Source organism: Pseudomonas sp. 37 R 15 (assembly GCF_900004865.1).
GTDB lineage: Bacteria > Pseudomonadota > Gammaproteobacteria > Pseudomonadales > Pseudomonadaceae > Aquipseudomonas > Aquipseudomonas fluorescens_AM.
The window spans coordinates 89,920-107,339 of sequence record NZ_CVTV01000059.1 but is presented as its reverse complement, the minus strand read 5'-3'; the positions used below and the strand labels follow the sequence as shown (position 1 = coordinate 107,339).

The window sequence follows — 17,420 nt, the reverse complement described above, 5'->3', positions numbered from 1 at the left end:
TCGGCAAGAACAGTGCAACCAACGATTCCTGCGCGACCTAAGCCACTTGAGTCGCGAACCTGCCCACCGCCTCGACGACTCTCTTGGCCCCATCCTGGATTTCAACAATGACCTGGCCCGCCTGCGTGGCAAGTTCAAGGCCTTGCTCTGCCTGGGACTTACTGTTTGCCATCTCAGCGACGGTTTGTTCCACCAGCTTCTGGTTCTGCAACACCACCGATGCGATCTCTTCAGTAGCAGTACTGGTGCGGCCAGCCAGTTGTCGAACTTCATCCGCTACTACAGCGAAGCCTCGCCCCTGCTCACCTGCGCGAGCAGCTTCAATCGCCGCATTCAATGCCAACAAGTTGGTTTGCTGAGCAATACTGCTGATCGTCTGAATGATCGAGCTGATCAACAACGACTGCTTCCCGAGCGCCTCTACCCCGCCGGAGGCAGCCTGCATATCACCCGCGACTTTACGCATGGTGTGCATCGTATCGTTGACTACGACGGCTCCGCGCTGAGCAGTAACATCCGTCTGCTGGGAGATCTCAAATGCAGTTTGGGCTGCTTCACTGACTTCCTGCTCACGCGCAACCTGGTCGGTGATAACCGTCGCAAACTTGACGACCTTGCAGAGCGTTCCTTCGGTGTCATAAACCGGGTTATACGTCGCTTCCAGCCATACCGTCCTACCGCTACTGTCAACACGCTCAAATCGCCCGGCGACAAACTCACCCTTGTTCAAGGTAGACCAGAACTCCTTGTATTTCTGCGACGACGCTTCCTCCGGCCTGCAGAAAATACGGTGGTGACTGCCCTTAGCCTGGCTCAGGTTGTAGCCCATCGCTTTCAGGAACTGCTCATTCGCCATGAGCACATGCCCGGAAAGATCGAATTCGATCACTGCCGTCGAACGAAGTAATGCATCGATGAAGGATGTGTTCTCCGACGCTTCTTCCACGCGCGAAGTGATGTTCGTGGCATGGCAGGTCACATGGCTCAACTTGCCATTTTCATCCTTTACCGGTTGCCAATGTGCGTGAAGCCACACCAGGGAACCGTCAGCGTGCAGGTATCTGTATTCATCAGAGATGGACTTACCGGCCGCTACCGCTGCTCGAAAGTTATGGAAGCATGGGAGCTTGGACACGTACTGCGGAACAACATCAGCCATGGCGCGACCCAGGAGCCGATCCTGGTCGTAGCCCAAGGCGCCTGCGAAATGTTCGTTGCACGCGATAATTTTGAATGTCGGGTCGATACTCATTGTCAGCATTTCGCGGTTGAGGCCATCGCGCAGTTGGCGCAGCTCCAACAGCTCTGCCGTCTGAGCGTGAAGCTGGTTCTTGATTTTGGTATTGAACATGGAAAACCGCCTATAGGGTCATAGCAAGTCTATCGGCACCACCTGAATGATATTGAGGCCGTCCGCCGCAGATAAAGGATGCGGCGATAAAGTACCGACCTCAGCCCCCGGTGTGTCAAAGACGCCGTCCTGCCCCAACCTGATATCCTAAGCCGCCGTGAAGAAAGCCACTTTCGCCGTAAGGCGATCCGCTAACTGCGAGAGTTCCATGCTAGCGGTTGCAACTAGATGCGAGCCGGTGGCTGATTGCACGGTGGAGCCGTGAATACGGTTGATGTTTTGAGCAACATCATCAGCCACGCCACTCTGCTGTACAGAAGCGCTGGCAATCTGGGCGTTCATATGACTGATGGCGCCAACCTGCTCGCTGATCCTGGCCAGTGCACTCTGCGCGCTGCGGGTTTGTGTGACGGTTTGGCTCGCCAGCTCGCAACTGTTGCGCATGGTTTGCGAGGCGGCTTGCGTCCCCGATTGCAGCGTGCTGATCATCTCCCGGATTTCCTCGGTTGACTGCTGGGTACGATTGGCCAGCGAGCGCACTTCATCGGCGACCACCGCAAATCCACGCCCATGCTCTCCTGCCCTCGCCGCCTCAATAGCAGCGTTCAGCGCCAGCAAGTTGGTTTGAGAGGCGATGGAGTTGATGACATCGATCACTGACTCGATATTTTCACTGTATTTGGATACCTGATCTACGGTACCCGTGGTTTGCTCCAGCATTATTGCCAGTTGGTCAATGGCAACGGCAGTGCTGGCAACCAATCGATTACCGTTTTCCACTTCGATGTCGGCCACGCGGGACGCATCAGCTGCCTGCGCGGCATACCCGGATACTTCGCTGACAGTAGCGGCCATTTGGGTGATGGCTGTGGCTACCTGCTCGGCTTCGTGGGTTTGCAGGTTGATCTGGTCATTGTTGGTCGACGAGGTGGCAGACAATTGGACGGAGGACTGATTGACCTCCTGGGCCGCCCTGCGCACTTGTTGAATAGTCTGCGCCAAGTGCACAAGCGCGTCTTTGAGCACCCCCATCACACTCTTGGGGTAATCAGTGCAAATAGTCTGGTTCAGATCACCCGCCGCCAGACGCTCAATGGCCAGTGCCACCTCAGTGGGCTCGGCGCCCAACGTCGATTTAACGAAGCGAATAATCACCGCCGATAACGTGACGCTCAGCAGCAGGGCGATACTGGTCGCGATCAGCATCAGGGTACTGAACTGGCTGGCCGTTTCCTGCACCGCGCCAAGCTTGGCCTTGATGGATGCTTCTTCATAGTCAATCAGCGCATTCACGCGCTTTAACCACTCGCTGTAATCCAAAGACGTTTGACGCATCAGAAGCGCCTGGGCTCCGGGAATGTCCCCCGCTCGGCGCATTGAAATGACCGCCTGGGTGGATGTGAGGGTTTGTTGTTCAATCTCCTTGATTGCGGTCAGCAGTCGAAGCTCTTCGCCCGTAACGCTTGCGCGTGTGAACAACTGATCCATTGGCGCCGCCGAGTCGGCGTAGGCTAGCTCCAGGGCTTTAATCTGCGACAAGTATGTGTCCAGATCATGGTCGCTCGTCACGAGCACCGCATCCCGGATAGCAATGGCACGGTTATGCACGCTGCCACGGAAATTGATGGCGTAGCGCTGCACCTTTGCCGCGTTTTCACTGACGTCGCCCAAGGTGGCATCAATGAACCCAACGCGCTGAATGCCGATGGCAGTGATCAACATCAGAAGTGCCAGGATGGCTGCGAAACTCAGCCCTATGCGTGTGGCCAACGAGAGCGTTTTCTTCATGGCTTACTCTGAAATATGCCCGTCATGGGACTGGGTTGATGCGGATGACGCGAGGGGCGCGGTGAGCCAATCACGCTGGGTGCGTTGAAGATACGTCGATGCCGGATAACCAATCCATTGAGTATTACGCACTGCATTGATAGCTCAGTGCTATCACGCGAAATAGTGAGCCGCAGGCTCATGAGGCAGCGCGCCGGGTGCCTGCCATCGCTCGGAACCTCAATAAAACGGTGACAGAGGCCCCCGTCAAAGGCTCACGCAATAGCCCTGTATATCACCGGCCTTGACCTGATCGAGTAGTTTCAGCCAATCAATGACTTCCTTGCCGAGGCCCTTATGGCACTGACTCACATCGCTTGCGTCTTTTCGTATTTCCTCTTGCTCAGCACTGTCTGGCCCAGCCACGCCAGAGACCTGGCCGAGGGCCTTACCGAACAGTCACCTTCGGTGGCACTTGAAAATAAAAACCAGCGGTACCCGCAATGGACCGGCATCGGTTTACTGAAAAACGCTTTGGGCCAGACCTGCAATGCCGTGCTGCTCGACACGCGCAATCGGCAGGGTAAGGCCGTCGGCCCGGCTTATGTGCTGACCAGCGGGCATTGTGTGTTCTATAGCTACGGTACGGCGCGCATCCGCCAGGCGTTCACCGCCGACGTGACCTTCAATTACTTTCATGACACCCCCGAACGGCATGCCACCTACACCGTCAAGACGGCACATTGGAGCAGCATGGCGGGCACTGACCTGGCCGTACTCGAACTGGATACGTCACTGGCCGTGCTGGTGGCCAGCGCGATCATGCCCCTCAAGCTCGCCGCTCATCGTCGGACAACGGATCGAGAAGTGATCAATGTGGGAGCGCCGACCGGTTTTCTGAAAAAGGGCCTGCGCATGAGTGCCTGCGCGGAGTCGACCCTCAACAGTTTTGCCGAACACCCCGGCGTGTTTCCCAGCGCCTTGCACAACCGCTGCAACGGTCTGCGCCCAGGCAGCTCCGGCAGTCCGATGCTGGACCGGAACACCAATGAAATCACCAGCATCATCAGCAAAGTCGCGTCTGCCATTCAGAAGGACATTCTCAACAGCTGCCAGAACAACTCGGCGTGCGAAGCCGCCAAATTCAACTACAGCTATCCTGCCAACGACTTGTACTACTGCTTTGTAGACGGTGTTTTCCGTAACGACACCCCAACCTGCCAGCTCAAGGCCGTTGACATCACGCTGGACGAGCCGTGGAATCTGAAACCGTATGTGCATTTAAAACATGACGCCGCCGACCAGATTACCCGTCCGACCTGGAACCTGAGGTTCTCGATCCAGGAGCCGTTCTACCGATTCAAGGCCGTGAATGACATCAGCGATTGCGCACGCACACACGGTTACCAAGTTGCTGCCGCCTCTGAGGAGGCCTACATCAACCAGCTCATCGGCCCAGTGCTGGGGCCGCATGTGCTATGCATACTCGGGGTACAAAAGGCCGAGCAGCCGCTGACCGAAGCACTGCTACGCAATGTATTCACCCATTCGGTATTCCTGACCAACCCGGCACCGGCCCCGCTGCTCAAGCACCGCTATCACATCGCCTGGGAAAACCAGCGCAACGGTTTCAGCCAGCATTACTACTACAGCGTGAACTCGGCGATCAGCACCACCTGCGGCGATATTGACGACGATCGCTACACCCTGGCCATGGATGGCACTTTTCTTGATATAGCAGAGCTGCCGATCACGCTCTGCAGCTATGCGCGTAACAGCGCTGGGCAACCGTCGGCCATTCGCACAGACGTGATCAAAGGTGCAATGGTTCGCTCGCAGCGTCATGCCAGGTGAGGCAGAACGCATCTGGTTCCACGTCTATGCAGATCAACTGCACCGTCGAAGAGATGTTTGCCAGGCTGAGGCGCCTATGCGCCAACACCTCAGGTCCTTAACAGCCCGCGGCGGGCCAGGAATTCCAGTAGGTTTTTTTCACAGACATGAAAAAGCCCAACCGGTGAAGATTGGGCTAAGTCATTGAAAAATATGGTCGGGACGGAGTGATTCGAACACTCGACCCCTAGCACCCCATGCTAGTGCGCTACCGGACTGCGCTACGCCCCGACTAGGCGTGTTACTGGGCTTGCTTCTTAACGAAGCGAACCGGAATATACCGCAAGCTTTTGAAATGTGGAAGTATTTTAAAAGCTTGAATCACTTTTTCAATACCACCAGCACATCTTCGAGTTCGGAGATCATCTGGCGGATCAGTTGCTTGTATTGGGTGGTGTCGTCTTTGGCTTCATCACCGGACATGCGCTGGCGCGCGCCGCTGATGGTGAACCCCTGATCGTACAGCAACGCACGGATCTGTCGGATCATCAACACATCCTGGCGCTGATAATACCGACGGTTCCCGGTGCGTTTGACGGGGTTGAGCTGAGGAAACTCCTGCTCCCAATAGCGCAGCACGTGCGGTTTTACCGCACACAGCTCGCTGACTTCACCGATGGTGAAGTAGCGTTTGCCTGGGATGACGGGTAGTTCGTCGTTATGACTTGGTTCCAGCATAAGCCTCAACTCGGGCCTTCAACTTCTGCCCTGGACGAAAGGTGACCACACGGCGAGCCGTGATCGGGATTTCTTCTCCCGTTTTTGGATTGCGGCCGGGCCGCTGGCGTTTGTCCCGCAGGTCAAAATTGCCGAAACCGGACAATTTGACCTGTTCGTTGTCTTCCAGAGCGTGCCTGATCTCTTCAAAAAACAGCTCGACCAATTCCTTGGCCTCGCGCTTGTTCAGACCCAACTCTTCGTACAGACGTTCCGCCATCTCAGCTTTCGTCAAAGCCCCCATACGTCACTTCCTTAACGTGGCGTTCAACCTTTGTTCGAGCGAGGTGAGGATATTTTGTGTCGTGGTATTCACCTCATCGTCATTAAGAGTGCGCGATGGATGCTGCCAGGTCAAGCCAACTGCAAGGCTTTTTCTATGCGGATCAATGCCTTTACCCTGATAGACGTCAAATAGCCTGAGGTCCGTCAGCCATTCCCCTGCATTTTCTCGGATTACCTCCAGAACGGCAGTGGCGGCGACTTCACGATCGGCGATCAAGGCCAGATCACGACGCACTTCAGGGAAGCGCGACAACTCGCTGAATTTGGGCATCTTGCCCGACGCAACTTCAGCCAGGACCAGTTCAAAAACGAAGACTGGACGGTCCAGACCCAGGGTTTTCGACAGTTCCGGGTGAATGGCGCCGACAAAGCCGACCAAGCGACCCTCGCGCTCGATGCGCGCGGTCTGGCCTGGGTGCAGCGCCGGGTGTTTGCCGGGCAGGAACGTGAACGCATCCAGCGCACCGGCAAAGCCCAGTACCGCTTCCACGTCGGCCTTGACGTCGAAGAAGTCCACGGCGTCGCGGCCCTGTGCCCAGCCTTCCGGCAGGCGGCTGCCGCAGACCACACCGGCCAGCATCGGCTCTTGCTTCAAGCCATCGAGTTGACCGACGAAACGCAGGCCGCTTTCGAACATGCGCACGCGATCCTGCTGACGGTTCAGGTTGTGAGACAGCGCCTTGACCAGGCCTGGCCACAGCGACGAACGCATGGCCGCCATGTCATTGGAAATCGGATTGGCCAGCAACAGCGGCTCAACGCCCGGGTTGAACAGCTCGAATTGCTTTGGATCGATGAAGCTGTAGGTCACCGCTTCCTGATAACCACGAGCCACCAGCAGGCGACGCAACTCAGGCAGGTGCGCACGCGCCTCGGCCTTCGGTTGTGGCGCAAGACGCGCTTGCGGGTAGCGCACCGGCAGACGGTTGTAGCCGTACAGGCGAGCCAGTTCTTCGATCAGGTCGACTTCCAGACTGATATCGAAGCGATGGCTTGGCACTTCAACGTGCCACTGCCCTTCCCCACCCGCAGAGATGGCGAGGCCGAGGGCCGACAGCAGTTGCTCGATCTCGGCAGGCTCAATCACCAGGCCGAGCATTTGCTCGACGCTTTTGGCACGCAGGGTGATGGGCGCAATGGACGGCAGGTACTGTTCGTTGACGATCTCGGTGACCGGACCGGCTTCGCCGCCGGTGATGTCCAGCAGCAGGCCAGTGGCGCGCTCCATGGCTTCACGGGCCAGCTTCCAGTCCACGCCACGCTCATAGCGGTGCGATGCATCGGTGTGCAGGCCGTAGGAACGGGCCTTGCCGGCGATGGCGATCTGGTCGAAGAACGCGCTTTCAAGGAATACGTCGCGAGTGGTCGCGGATACACCGCTGTGCTCGCCCCCCATCACGCCAGCAATCGCCAAGGCGCGGGAGTGGTCGGCAATGACCAAGGTGTCGGCGCGCAGGCTGACTTCCTGGCCGTCGAGCAGTACCAGCTTCTCGCCTTCCTCTGCCATACGCACGCGGATGCCGCCGTGGATTTCGGCAAGGTCAAACGCGTGCAGCGGCTGGCCCAGCTCCAACATCACATAGTTGGTGATGTCGACGGCCGCATCGATGCTGCGCACATCAGCGCGGCGCAGGCGTTCAACCATCCACAGCGGGGTTGGCCTGGACAGGTCGACATTACGGACCACGCGCCCCAGGTAACGTGGGCAGGCGTTTGGCGCCAACACGTCAATCGAGCGCACCTCGTCGTGCACGGCAGGCACGCTGGCAACCGCAGGACGGGTGACAGGCACGTTGTACAGCGCACCCACTTCACGGGCCAGGCCGGCCAGGGACAGGCAGTCGCCACGGTTCGGGGTCAGGTCGACCTCGATGCTGGCGTCTTCCAGTTCCAGGTAAACACGAATGTCCTGGCCCACCGGCGCATCGGCCGGCAGCTCCATCAGACCGTCATTGCCCTCACCCACCTGCAACTCAGCCTGGGAGCACAGCATGCCGTTGGACTCGACGCCGCGCAGCTTGGCCTTCTTGATTTTGAAGTCGCCCGGCAGTTCGGCACCGATCATGGCAAACGGGATCTTCAGGCCCGGGCGCACGTTGGGCGCTCCGCACACGACCTGGAAGGTCTCTGCGCCGTTGCTGACCTGGCACACGCGCAATTTGTCGGCATCCGGGTGCTGCTCGGTGCTCAGCACCTCGCCCACCACCACGCCACTGAATACACCGGCGGCCGGGGTAACGCTATCGACCTCAAGACCGGCCATCGACAGACGCGCAACCAGCGCGTCGCGATCCACCTGCGGGCTTACCCAGCCGCGCAGCCATTGTTCACTGAATTTCATCCTGCTCTCCTAAAGATTCGTTACGACTAGCGAAATTGCGCGAGGAACCGCAAGTCGTTGTCGAAGAACAGACGCAAGTCGTTCACGCCGTAACGCAGCATGGCCAGACGCTCAACGCCCATGCCGAAGGCAAAGCCCGAAAACTCTTCCGGGTCGATCCCGGACATGCGCAGCACGTTAGGGTGGACCATGCCGCAACCCATCACTTCCAGCCAGCCAGTCTGCTTGCAGACACGACAGCCTTTACCACTGCACATCACGCATTCCATATCGACTTCAGCGGAAGGCTCGGTGAATGGGAAGAAGGATGGACGGAAACGCACCGCCAGCTCTTTCTCGAAGAACACCCGCAGGAACTCTTCGATGGTGCCTTTGAGGTCGGCGAAATTGATATCGCGATCAACCAGCAGGCCTTCGACCTGGTGGAACATCGGCGAATGGGTGATATCGGAGTCGCTACGGTACACACGGCCCGGACAGACGATGCGGATCGGCGGCTTGTTCGCTTCCATGGTGCGGACCTGTACCGGCGAGGTATGGGTGCGCAACAGCATGTTCGCGTTGAAATAGAAGGTGTCGTGCATCGACCGGGCCGGGTGATGGCCTGGGATGTTGAGCGCCTCGAAGTTGTGATAGTCGTCTTCAACCTCAGGGCCTTCGGCAATGCCGTAGCCGATATGGGTAAAGAACTGCTCGATGCGTTCCAGAGTCCGGGTGATCGGATGCAGACCGCCCGACGCCTGGCCACGGCCAGGCAAGGTCACGTCAATGGACTCGGCGGCGAGCTTGGCCGCAAGATCGGCCTCCTCCAGCGACGCCTTGCGCGCATTGAGAACCTCGGTGACGCGCTCCTTGGCAACGTTGATCAGAGCCCCGACCTGCGGACGCTCTTCAGCAGGCAAATTCCCCAGGGTCTTCATCACCTGAGTCAATTCACCTTTTTTGCCAAGGTAGTGAACCCGGATTTGCTCCAGGGCATTGATATCTTCAGCGCTTTGCACAGCCTCAAGAGCTTGCGCGACGAGCGCGTCCAGGTTTTCCATGTACAGACTCCAGATACAAAATAGGGGAAGAGCTTGAAGGCTCTTCCCCTATTTATGACGTTTACCACCTTGGGCTACAGGAGCAACCCAGGGTGACTGTCGGGGGTACTTAAGCCAAGGAGGCTTTAGCTTTCTCGACAATCGCAGCAAACACCGCTTTTTCGTTCACGGCCAGTTCAGCCAGAACCTTACGGTCGATTTCGATGGACGCTTTCTTCAGGCCAGCGATGAAACGGCTGTAGGACAGACCGTTAACACGTGCACCAGCGTTGATACGAGCGATCCACAGAGCGCGGAACTGACGTTTTTTCTGACGACGGTCACGGTAGGCGTATTGGCCTGCCTTGATTACCGCTTGCTTGGCAACACGGAATACGCGTGAACGCGCGCCGTAGTAGCCTTTAGCAAGTTTCAGAATTTTTTTGTGACGCTTACGGGCCATGACGCCACGCTTAACACGAGCCATGAGTTACTTCCTCTATTCTTGAACCAAAATTAACGAAGGCGCAGCATGCGCTCGACTTTTGCCACGTCAGACGGATGCAGCAAGCTGCTACCGCGCAGTTGACGCTTACGCTTGGTCGACATTTTGGTCAGGATGTGGCTCTTGAAAGCGTGCTTGTGCTTGATGCCGTTAGCAGTTTTCAGAAACCGCTTAGCAGCACCACTTTTAGTTTTCATCTTTGGCATGTTCGGTACTCCGCATTCAGTTGATAAACATAATCAGAAGGCCTGCCGTGCCCTGTTGATTACTTCTTCTTTTTCGGGGCGATGACCATGATCAGCTGGCGTCCTTCCATCTTAGGATGCTGTTCGACCGAACCGTACTCGAGCAGGTCAGCTTCAACCCGCTTGAGGAGTTCCATCCCCAGCTCCTGGTGGGCCATCTCACGGCCGCGGAATCGCAAGGATACCTTGGCCCTGTCCCCATCACTCAGGAAACGTACCAGGTTGCGCAGTTTTACCTGGTAATCCCCTTCCTCCGTCCCTGGACGAAACTTGATTTCTTTAACCTGGATCTGCTTCTGGTTTTTCTTGGCTGCGGCAACCTGCTTCTTCTTCTCGAAGATCGATTTGCCGTAGTCCATCAGCTTGCAGACAGGCGGTACAGCATCGGCGGAAATTTCCACCAAATCGAGCTTGGCTTCTTCAGCCTTAAGAAGCGCGTCTTCAATTGACACAATCCCAAGCTGCTCACCCTCAGCCCCAATTAACCGAACCTCGCGTGCCGAGATATTCTCGTTGATCGGGGCTTTCGGTGCAGCTCGTTTATCTTGTCTCATTTCACGCTTAATAGTAATTACTCCGAATCTGGGCGACCACGCCGGGAAACCGCTTGCGCGAGGAACTCAGCGAACTGGGCGACGGGCATCGAGCCCAGGTCAGCACCTTCACGAGTACGCACAGCGACAGTCTGCATCTCGACTTCCCGATCTCCGATAACCAAAAGATAGGGAACCTTGAGCAAAGTATGCTCACGGATTTTAAAGCCGATCTTTTCATTTCTCAAGTCGGACTTGGCACGAAATCCGCTTTCGTTGAGTGTTTTTTCAACTTCAGCGGCAAAATCTGCCTGTTTATCAGTGATATTCATGATCACTGCCTGGGTCGGAGCCAGCCACGCAGGGAACGCGCCCTCGTAGTGCTCGATCAGGATGCCGACGAACCGTTCGAACGAGCCGAGGATCGCCCGGTGCAGCATGACCGGGTGTTTACGACTGTTGTCTTCGCAGACGTATTCGGCTCCCAGACGGATCGGCAGGTTAAAATCGAGCTGCAGGGTACCACACTGCCAGACACGGCCAAGGCAATCTTTCAGCGAGAACTCGATCTTGGGACCGTAGAACGCGCCCTCGCCCGGCTGCAGGTCGTACGCAAGGCCCGCGCTGTCGAGTGCTGCGGCCAGTGCAGCTTCGGCGCGATCCCAGAGTTCGTCGGAGCCGACGCGTTTTTCCGGACGAGTGGACAGTTTCATTTCGACTTCGGTGAAGCCGAAATCGCGATAAACGTCCATGGTCAGCTTGATGAACGCGGCCGATTCAGCCTGCATCTGCTCTTCGGTGCAGAAAATATGGGCGTCGTCCTGGGTAAAGCCGCGCACGCGCATGATGCCGTGCAGCGCACCCGATGGTTCGTTGCGGTGGCAGGCACCGAACTCGGCCAGACGCATCGGCAACTCGCGGTAGCTCTTCAGGCCTTGATTGAACACCTGCACATGGCAAGGGCAGTTCATCGGCTTGATAGCGTAGTCGCGGTTTTCCGACTGGGTGGTGAACATATTGTCGGCGTAGTTGGCCCAGTGCCCGGACTTCTCCCACAGGCTGCGATCGACGACCTGCGGGGTCTTGATCTCGAGGTAGCCGTTTTCGCGCTGAACCTTGCGCATGTACTGCTCGAGCACCTGGTACAGGGTCCAGCCGTTCGGATGCCAGAACACCATGCCCGGCGCTTCTTCCTGCAGATGGAACAGATTCAGGCGCTTGCCGATCTTGCGGTGGTCGCGTTTCTCGGCTTCTTCGATGCGCTGGATATAGGCGGCCAGCTGCTTCTTGTCGGCCCAGGCGGTGCCGTAGATACGTTGCAGTTGCTCGTTCTTTGCGTCGCCGCGCCAGTAGGCACCGGACAACTTGGTCAGCTTGAACGACTTGAGAAAGCGCGTGTTCGGCACGTGCGGACCACGGCACATGTCCACGTATTCTTCGTGGTAGTACAGACCCATGGCCTGCTCGTCCGGCATGTCTTCCACCAAGCGCAGCTTGTAGTCTTCGCCACGGGCGCTAAACACGTCGATCACTTCGGCGCGCGGGGTGACCTTCTTGATCACGTCGTAATCTTTTTCGATCAGCGCGTGCATGCGCTGCTCGATGGCCGCCAGGTCGTCCGGAGTGAAAGGACGCTCATAGGCGATGTCGTAATAGAAGCCTTCTTCGATTACCGGGCCGATCACCATCTTGGCGGTTGGGTACAGCTGCTTGACCGCATGGCCAATCAGGTGCGCGCAAGAGTGGCGAATAATCTCGAGCCCCTCTTGATCCTTGGGCGTGATGATCTGCAGGCTGGCATCGGAGGTGATCAGGTCACTGGCATCGACCAGCAGGCCATCGACCTTGCCGGCCACGGTGGCCTTGGCCAGGCCGGCACCAATGGATGCGGCGACCTCGGCTACGGAAACCGGATGATCGAATGAACGTTGACTGCCGTCGGGTAGAGTAATAGTTGGCATGGCGCCTCCTCTCCTAGTGGTGACCCCTACCAAAGGTCACGTGGGTTGGGATGAGCCAGTACAAGATCCAACACCAGGCTGTTCAATGCTGAATGCCTGCCTTACAGCGGCAGGAGCCTTTCGGCCAACCGATAATCGAACCAGAGTGACTGGAGTGAACAAAAAAAGCCCTGACAAGGCGGCAAATGGCACACCTGGGAAAAGCCAAGCCGACGATGCTAGCACAGATGAACGGTCATCGCGCCGACACGACCGGGGTAAAAGCAAATTCCAGGCTTTATGGGCGCAAAAGTGAACTTGAACTGTACGTCAGGCCTCAAACACCCCGAGAATCGCCGTTCGTCCTCGACCCAAAGGAGCATCCCATGATGCGTTTTACCTCGACCCTCGCCCTCGCCGCTTCCCTGGCATTCCTTTCGCTCGGCGCGCAAGCCGCGGCGCCATCGAACTGGCCGGCCGGTGCCCGTGACGCCTTCGTCAACGACTGCAGCTCCGCGGCCAGCCAGAACGTGGACGTCAAAACTGCCAAAGCCCACTGCGAATGTGGCGCCGACAAGATCAACGCCGATTTGAGCACCGCGGAAATCAAAGAACTGATGACCAATCAGAACGCCAGCGCGGAGCTCAAGAACAAAGCAGTAGCGGCTATTTCGTCCTGCAAAGTCGTCAAGAAAAAGTAAGAACGGCCGCTGATCAGGCGTCCTTTTTGCCAAAAAAACTGCCTAAAAACTGCTATTTCTCACAAATTACGTAGCTTTTACGGCTTTTTTTAATAGCTAATATTTCGCCGCAAAGCCCCGCAGGCCGGGGCTCTCAGCCAGAATCTGGATTGAACGCAACGCGATTGATTAGCAAACAATGCCTTGGGGGGGCTCCCAAGTCGAACATTTCGACTATGATAGCCCTGTGTGCCCAGTTGGCCTGAGCAGCACAGCACTACTGAAAATATATGTTTCTTGGAGATACACCATGTCTAATCGCCAAACCGGCACCGTTAAATGGTTCAACGATGAAAAAGGCTTCGGCTTCATCACTCCTCAAGGTGGCGGTGACGACCTGTTCGTACACTTCAAAGCTATCGAAAGCGACGGTTTCAAAAGCCTGAAAGAAGGCCAAACCGTTTCCTTCGTGGCTGAGAAAGGCCAAAAGGGTATGCAAGCTGCACAGGTTCGCGCCGAGTAATTCTCCGCTGAGCTAAAAAAACCCCGTCCATGTGACGGGGTTTTTTATGGGCGCTGCTAAAGCCGCAGGCTATCAGCCGCAATTGACCCGTGTGATCACCAGATTATCGTCGGCATTCAGGTTCAAGCGGTCGGAGCGATACTCCAGCGTGATCATGTCGTTGGGCTTGAGGATGCGTGCATTTTGTGCACCGGCACGGGTACGCGCCTGCTCCAGTAGTTGAGGCGAGGCTTTCTGGCCGATTGTGTACTCGGCGGCCTTCGACTCACAGCGGCTATGACCGGCATCGGTCACGCTGGCATCTTTGCCTGGCTCAGAGGCACCCGGGGTGCTGCAACCCGCCAATGCGAGCGCCGCCAACAAAGTACCGAATGATGCGAGCTTCCAAGGCATGAAGCCTCCTATGATAAAAAAGTGAACAGAGATCGTGCGACAGCGATTGAACCGATTGGTTTCAAGACGTTAACGTCTCACCCGCAAGTCTGCCTGAGTCACGCCAGGCAAGCGTCCAGTCAATCGTGACCAGATATGAACATGCTCAGTAGATATCGATGTAGTCAGACGACGGCTCTGGCCAGTTCTGCTTCAGCGCGTTGAAAATCTGCGTCACCCACACCTCGTCACTGGCAGCCACATTTCCTACATACCCCGACCCCTTCGCCCAGGTCTCCAAGCGAAACAGCAGCCCGTCGATATCTACGCCGCCTACGAGCTTTCCTGAAGAGATGTAGGCGATACCGGCGTTGGTGACGCGAAGCTGGGCATGTTCATCGTCACTGGCACTGGCAATCAGTTGCCGCACAGCTGCCAGATTAAGGTCTTCAGACTTATTCAAATCGATCTGCACGCGGTGTTTCCCGGCCAATAAACAGGGCGGCAGTGTCGCACACCCCTTTCCTTATGCCTAAGTAGCAGTGCCAAACCCCGTGTAAAATGCTTAACTGCGCCCGCTGCAGCCGCACGCCAGCGCATTGCCCCAGTACTTACAACCCGCGAGATTTTCCATGACCACCGTAACGCTCCAAGCCGATATCAAAGCCAAATGGCCCCTGGGGCAAAGCTCTTATAGCCCCGGTAGTGCGGAGGAGCTGGCGATCATTGGTATCGACCTGCTGGTCAAGGAGCTCGGCACCCAGGGCGCGCACGCTTTCATCGGCCAGGTATTCGAGAAATACCCGGCCGACCACATGGGCGCACAAGAGCGCGAATAAGAACCGGCCGGCGAGCGCCGACCGGCAAGCGGTTTACTTCAAACGCGCCAGGCGCTCGGTCAACAGATCGAAGAAGCCCTGGGCGTCACCGTTCTCGACCCAGAAGGCGTTCTTGTCCTGCTTCAGGCCGTCGTACCAATCGACGATGGTCTGGCCGAAGGTCGGGCCTTCCCGACTGTCGACAACCACGTTGACCTGGCGACCACTGAACAGCGATGGCTTGAGCAGGTAGGCGACCACCGTAGCGTCATGTACCGGGCCGCCGGGAATGCCGTAGTGCTCCATGTCGCCCTTGACGTACTCGTTAAGGATATTGCTGACGACTTTGCTCGCGTTGTTGTTCAGGTCTGCGATCTTCTTCAGGCGCGCTTCGCTGGTCAGCACTTTATGGGTGACGTCCAACGGCAGGTAGGTCAACTTCACGCCACTTTTAAGCACAATTTCTGCGGCCACCGGGTCGGCGAAGAGGTTGAACTCGGCCACCGGCGTGATGTTGCCGCCATTGAAGTGCGCGCCCCCCATTACCACCACTTCCTTGATGCCTTGAGTGATTTCCGGCGCCTGGGTCAGGGCCAGGGCCAGGTTGGTCTGCGGGCCGAGCATGGCGATGGTGATGCTGTGGGGTTTGGCGGTCGTCAGGGTCTTGATCAGATAATCCACCGCGTTGCCATCAGCCAGGCCTTGTTTCGGCTCATGCACGGTGACACCGGAGATACCTTCCTTGCCATGGATATTCTCGGCATAGATCGGCTTGCGCAGCAACGGCGCTGGAGCACCCGCGTAAACCGGGATGTCCTCGCGATCTGCCCATTCGCGCGCCAGGCGTTCGTTGCGCGAGGTTTTGTCCAGGCGGACGTTGCCGGCCACTGTCGTCAGTGCGCGAATGTTCAGTTCCTCTGGAGACGCCATGGCGAACAGCAAAGCAACCACATCGTCGGCACCGGGATCGGTATCGATGATCAGGTCGATTTTTTCCGCCGCCTGGGCGCTCGCTGCTGTTAACGCGGACAAAAGCAGAACACTCCGAAACAGGTTTTTCAGGGATGGAAGACCACGTTGCATAAAACACTCCTTGTCGTAAGGGGACTCTAGAAGGTTACGCCGGATACCAGCGCGATATTGCAGTAAGGCTGACATTCGCCGGTGCGCACGACAGCGCGCGCCCTGCCACTCAATTGCTTGAACGCTTCATGGCTGAGCAGGCGTCGCTCGCCCAGCGCAGCCTGCTCTGCCAGCGCGTTGAGCGCGACCAGCGCCGGAGGCTGCTTGAGCAGAATTTCTTCAGCCAGCACGTGGCTTTCCACCTGCATTTCACTGAGCACAACGCGCAGGGTGCTGATGAAATCCGGAGTGCCCTGGGTCAGCGCCAGGTCGATCAATTCGACGCCGGGAGGCACCGGCAGGCCGGCATCCCCGATGACCAGGATGTCGCCGTGCCCCAATGATGCGATCACGCGGGACAGGGCGATATTGAGCAGAGGGGTCTTTTTCATGAGGGCACAAAACCTTGTACGTCGTGCAGCGTAGGAATGGAAGGCTGGGCGCCGGCACGGGTCACCGACAACGCGGCCGCGACCTGGCCAAAACGGATGGCCTCGGCTTCGCTCTTGCCGGCCGCCAGCGCGGCGGCAAAGCCACCCACGAAAGTATCGCCGGCAGCCGTGGTGTCCACTGCCCGGACCCTGGGTGCGACCAAGTGCTCGAAGCTGTTGCCGTCAGCAAACAGTGCGCCCTGAGCGCCAAGGGTGATGATGACTTTGCCGGCACCAGCCTTGATCAGCGCTGTAGCGGCGCGTTTGGCGCTGTCGAGCGAATCGACCGCAACACCGCTCAAGGCACTGGCTTCACTTTCGTTGGGAATCAGGTAGTCGATCGAGGCATACCACTCGGCCGGCAAGGGCCCATTGGCCGGCGCCGGGTTGAGGATCACCGTCTTGCCCAGCTCGCGGCCGCGCTTGAGCGTATGCCCGACGGTGTCCATCGGCACTTCAAGCTGGCAAATGATCACGTCGGCAGCCTGCAACACAGCATCGCAGGCCGTCAACGACTGGGGCGTCAACTGAGCGTTACTGCCCGCCACAATTACAATCGCGTTCTGGCTGCTGTCATCCACCACGATCAGCGCGACACCACTGGAGCCGTCCACGGTGCTGATGGCCTGACAATCGATACCTTCGACCAATAGCGCATCGCGCAATTGGCCGCCATAGGCATCACTGCCGACGCAACCGATCATGGCCACATCCGCCCCGAGACGCGCCAGGGCGACGGCCTGATTGGCGCCCTTGCCACCGGGGACAGTGGAAAACGTCTGGCCGACAAGTGTTTCACCGGCACGCGGCAATCGACTGGCGCGGGTGACCAGATCCATGTTCAAGCTGCCTACTACCACTACGTTCGCTGGCAT

At 57.6% G+C, this 17,420-nt stretch carries 18 protein-coding genes, 1 tRNA gene and 2 pseudogenes; 4 read left to right on the top strand and 17 right to left on the bottom strand.

Going from position 1 to position 17,420, the window contains the following annotated elements:
* Positions 1-37 precede the first annotated feature (37 nt).
* The 3 genes and pseudogenes from BFQ04_RS30560 to BFQ04_RS24180 all read right to left on the bottom strand — a co-directional run.
* Positions 38-472, bottom strand: a pseudogene (locus BFQ04_RS30560) (methyl-accepting chemotaxis protein); the annotation flags it as partial.
* A gap of 102 nt (positions 473-574) precedes the next feature.
* A pseudogene (locus BFQ04_RS30555) lies at positions 575-1,252 on the bottom strand (PAS domain-containing protein); the annotation flags it as partial.
* A gap of 246 nt (positions 1,253-1,498) precedes the next feature.
* Entirely contained in the window at positions 1,499-3,139 is a 1,641-nt protein-coding gene (locus BFQ04_RS24180) for a methyl-accepting chemotaxis protein (protein ID WP_065952950.1), read from the bottom strand.
* A 336-nt stretch (positions 3,140-3,475) separates the two neighbouring features.
* On the opposite strand from BFQ04_RS24180, the gene BFQ04_RS24175 reads away from it, so the two are divergent.
* Complete coding sequence (locus BFQ04_RS24175) at positions 3,476-4,972, top strand: trypsin-like serine peptidase (protein ID WP_083218061.1); 1,497 nt, start codon at positions 3,476-3,478, stop codon at positions 4,970-4,972.
* A 193-nt stretch (positions 4,973-5,165) separates the two neighbouring features.
* Here BFQ04_RS24175 and BFQ04_RS24170 read toward each other — a convergent pair.
* The 9 genes from BFQ04_RS24170 to thrS all read right to left on the bottom strand — a co-directional run bounded on the left by BFQ04_RS24170 (position 5,166) and on the right by thrS (position 12,620).
* Positions 5,166-5,242 (bottom strand) — tRNA-Pro (locus BFQ04_RS24170).
* Between the two features lie 90 nt (positions 5,243-5,332).
* Complete coding sequence (locus tag BFQ04_RS24165; protein ID WP_003174972.1) at positions 5,333-5,689, bottom strand: MerR family transcriptional regulator; 357 nt, start codon at positions 5,687-5,689, stop codon at positions 5,333-5,335.
* A complete protein-coding gene (gene ihfA, locus BFQ04_RS24160) occupies positions 5,670-5,972 on the bottom strand; it encodes an integration host factor subunit alpha (protein WP_002553164.1) in 303 nt (100 codons plus the stop codon). The genes BFQ04_RS24165 and ihfA overlap by 20 nt, the downstream gene beginning before the upstream one ends.
* 3 nt (positions 5,973-5,975) lie before the next feature.
* A complete protein-coding gene (gene pheT, locus BFQ04_RS24155; protein WP_065952949.1) occupies positions 5,976-8,354 on the bottom strand; it encodes a phenylalanine--tRNA ligase subunit beta in 2,379 nt (792 codons plus the stop codon).
* Positions 8,355-8,380: 26 nt separating this feature from the next.
* On the bottom strand, positions 8,381-9,397 hold the full coding sequence (gene pheS / locus BFQ04_RS24150; protein ID WP_034099107.1) for a phenylalanine--tRNA ligase subunit alpha: 1,017 nt from the start codon (positions 9,395-9,397) through the stop codon (positions 8,381-8,383).
* Positions 9,398-9,506: 109 nt separating this feature from the next.
* Positions 9,507-9,863: a 50S ribosomal protein L20 gene (rplT, locus tag BFQ04_RS24145; RefSeq protein WP_003192488.1), complete on the bottom strand. Its 357-nt coding sequence runs from the start codon at positions 9,861-9,863 to the stop codon at positions 9,507-9,509.
* Positions 9,864-9,892: 29 nt separating this feature from the next.
* On the bottom strand, positions 9,893-10,087 hold the full coding sequence (gene rpmI, locus BFQ04_RS24140) for a 50S ribosomal protein L35 (protein WP_002553160.1): 195 nt from the start codon (positions 10,085-10,087) through the stop codon (positions 9,893-9,895).
* Positions 10,088-10,146: 59 nt separating this feature from the next.
* Positions 10,147-10,698, bottom strand: coding sequence for a translation initiation factor IF-3 (infC, locus tag BFQ04_RS24135; RefSeq protein WP_170827566.1), 552 nt, complete (start codon positions 10,696-10,698; stop codon positions 10,147-10,149).
* Positions 10,698-12,620 carry a threonine--tRNA ligase gene (gene thrS / locus BFQ04_RS24130; RefSeq protein ID WP_065952948.1) on the bottom strand — a complete coding sequence of 641 codons (1,923 nt, stop codon included), beginning with the start codon at positions 12,618-12,620 and terminating at the stop codon, positions 10,698-10,700. The genes infC and thrS overlap by 1 nt, the downstream gene beginning before the upstream one ends.
* A 365-nt stretch (positions 12,621-12,985) precedes the next feature.
* Between thrS and BFQ04_RS24125 the strand changes: the two genes are divergently transcribed.
* Together BFQ04_RS24125 and BFQ04_RS24120 are read left to right on the top strand one after the other, a co-directional pair.
* The gene (locus tag BFQ04_RS24125) at positions 12,986-13,300 is read left to right on the top strand and encodes a hypothetical protein (RefSeq protein ID WP_083218060.1); all 315 of its coding nucleotides are present in this window, start codon (positions 12,986-12,988) and stop codon (positions 13,298-13,300) included.
* A gap of 289 nt (positions 13,301-13,589) precedes the next feature.
* Positions 13,590-13,802, top strand: coding sequence for a cold-shock protein (locus tag BFQ04_RS24120; protein WP_007905882.1), 213 nt, complete (start codon positions 13,590-13,592; stop codon positions 13,800-13,802).
* A gap of 72 nt (positions 13,803-13,874) precedes the next feature.
* Here the strand turns inward: BFQ04_RS24120 and BFQ04_RS24115 are convergent, their stop codons facing one another.
* Positions 13,875-14,195 (bottom strand): I78 family peptidase inhibitor, encoded by a 321-nt coding sequence (locus BFQ04_RS24115; RefSeq protein ID WP_065952947.1) that lies wholly within the window; start codon positions 14,193-14,195, stop codon positions 13,875-13,877.
* Positions 14,196-14,340: 145 nt separating this feature from the next.
* Entirely contained in the window at positions 14,341-14,649 is a 309-nt protein-coding gene (locus BFQ04_RS24110) for a hypothetical protein (RefSeq protein WP_065952988.1), read from the bottom strand.
* Between the two features lie 157 nt (positions 14,650-14,806).
* Between BFQ04_RS24110 and BFQ04_RS24105 the strand changes: the two genes are divergently transcribed.
* Entirely contained in the window at positions 14,807-15,013 is a 207-nt protein-coding gene (locus BFQ04_RS24105) for a hypothetical protein (RefSeq protein WP_065952946.1), read from the top strand.
* A gap of 33 nt (positions 15,014-15,046) precedes the next feature.
* Here BFQ04_RS24105 and BFQ04_RS24100 read toward each other — a convergent pair whose 3' ends face one another.
* The 3 genes from BFQ04_RS24100 to rbsK are packed head-to-tail and all read right to left on the bottom strand — an operon-like array spanning position 15,047 to position 17,420.
* Positions 15,047-16,075, bottom strand: coding sequence for a nucleoside hydrolase (locus BFQ04_RS24100; protein ID WP_065952945.1), 1,029 nt, complete (start codon positions 16,073-16,075; stop codon positions 15,047-15,049).
* A gap of 26 nt (positions 16,076-16,101) precedes the next feature.
* The gene (rbsD, locus tag BFQ04_RS24095) at positions 16,102-16,506 is read right to left on the bottom strand and encodes a D-ribose pyranase (protein WP_065952944.1); all 405 of its coding nucleotides are present in this window, start codon (positions 16,504-16,506) and stop codon (positions 16,102-16,104) included.
* Positions 16,503-17,420, bottom strand: coding sequence for a ribokinase (gene rbsK / locus BFQ04_RS24090; RefSeq protein ID WP_065952943.1), 918 nt, complete (start codon positions 17,418-17,420; stop codon positions 16,503-16,505). The genes rbsD and rbsK overlap by 4 nt, the downstream gene beginning before the upstream one ends.

What these genes read in the sequence shown, in the direction of transcription:
- pheS (WP_034099107.1), bottom strand. Translation starts at nt 9,397, where the DNA reads ATGGAAAACCTGGACGCGCTCGTCGCGCAAGCTCTTGAGGCTGTGCAA.
- ihfA (WP_002553164.1), bottom strand. Translation starts at nt 5,972, where the DNA reads ATGGGGGCTTTGACGAAAGCTGAGATGGCGGAACGTCTGTACGAAGAG.
- BFQ04_RS24100 (WP_065952945.1), bottom strand. Translation starts at nt 16,075, where the DNA reads ATGCAACGTGGTCTTCCATCCCTGAAAAACCTGTTTCGGAGTGTTCTG.
- BFQ04_RS24180 (WP_065952950.1), bottom strand. Translation starts at nt 3,139, where the DNA reads ATGAAGAAAACGCTCTCGTTGGCCACACGCATAGGGCTGAGTTTCGCA.
- rbsK (WP_065952943.1), bottom strand. Translation starts at nt 17,420, where the DNA reads ATGCCAGCGAACGTAGTGGTAGTAGGCAGCTTGAACATGGATCTGGTC.
- BFQ04_RS24165 (WP_003174972.1), bottom strand. Translation starts at nt 5,689, where the DNA reads ATGCTGGAACCAAGTCATAACGACGAACTACCCGTCATCCCAGGCAAA.
- BFQ04_RS24175 (WP_083218061.1), top strand. Translation starts at nt 3,476, where the DNA reads ATGGCACTGACTCACATCGCTTGCGTCTTTTCGTATTTCCTCTTGCTC.
- rplT (WP_003192488.1), bottom strand. Translation starts at nt 9,863, where the DNA reads ATGGCTCGTGTTAAGCGTGGCGTCATGGCCCGTAAGCGTCACAAAAAA.
- pheT (WP_065952949.1), bottom strand. Translation starts at nt 8,354, where the DNA reads ATGAAATTCAGTGAACAATGGCTGCGCGGCTGGGTAAGCCCGCAGGTG.
- rbsD (WP_065952944.1), bottom strand. Translation starts at nt 16,506, where the DNA reads ATGAAAAAGACCCCTCTGCTCAATATCGCCCTGTCCCGCGTGATCGCA.
- BFQ04_RS24120 (WP_007905882.1), top strand. Translation starts at nt 13,590, where the DNA reads ATGTCTAATCGCCAAACCGGCACCGTTAAATGGTTCAACGATGAAAAA.
- BFQ04_RS24115 (WP_065952947.1), bottom strand. Translation starts at nt 14,195, where the DNA reads ATGCCTTGGAAGCTCGCATCATTCGGTACTTTGTTGGCGGCGCTCGCA.
- BFQ04_RS24105 (WP_065952946.1), top strand. Translation starts at nt 14,807, where the DNA reads ATGACCACCGTAACGCTCCAAGCCGATATCAAAGCCAAATGGCCCCTG.
- rpmI (WP_002553160.1), bottom strand. Translation starts at nt 10,087, where the DNA reads ATGCCAAAGATGAAAACTAAAAGTGGTGCTGCTAAGCGGTTTCTGAAA.
- BFQ04_RS24125 (WP_083218060.1), top strand. Translation starts at nt 12,986, where the DNA reads ATGATGCGTTTTACCTCGACCCTCGCCCTCGCCGCTTCCCTGGCATTC.
- thrS (WP_065952948.1), bottom strand. Translation starts at nt 12,620, where the DNA reads ATGCCAACTATTACTCTACCCGACGGCAGTCAACGTTCATTCGATCAT.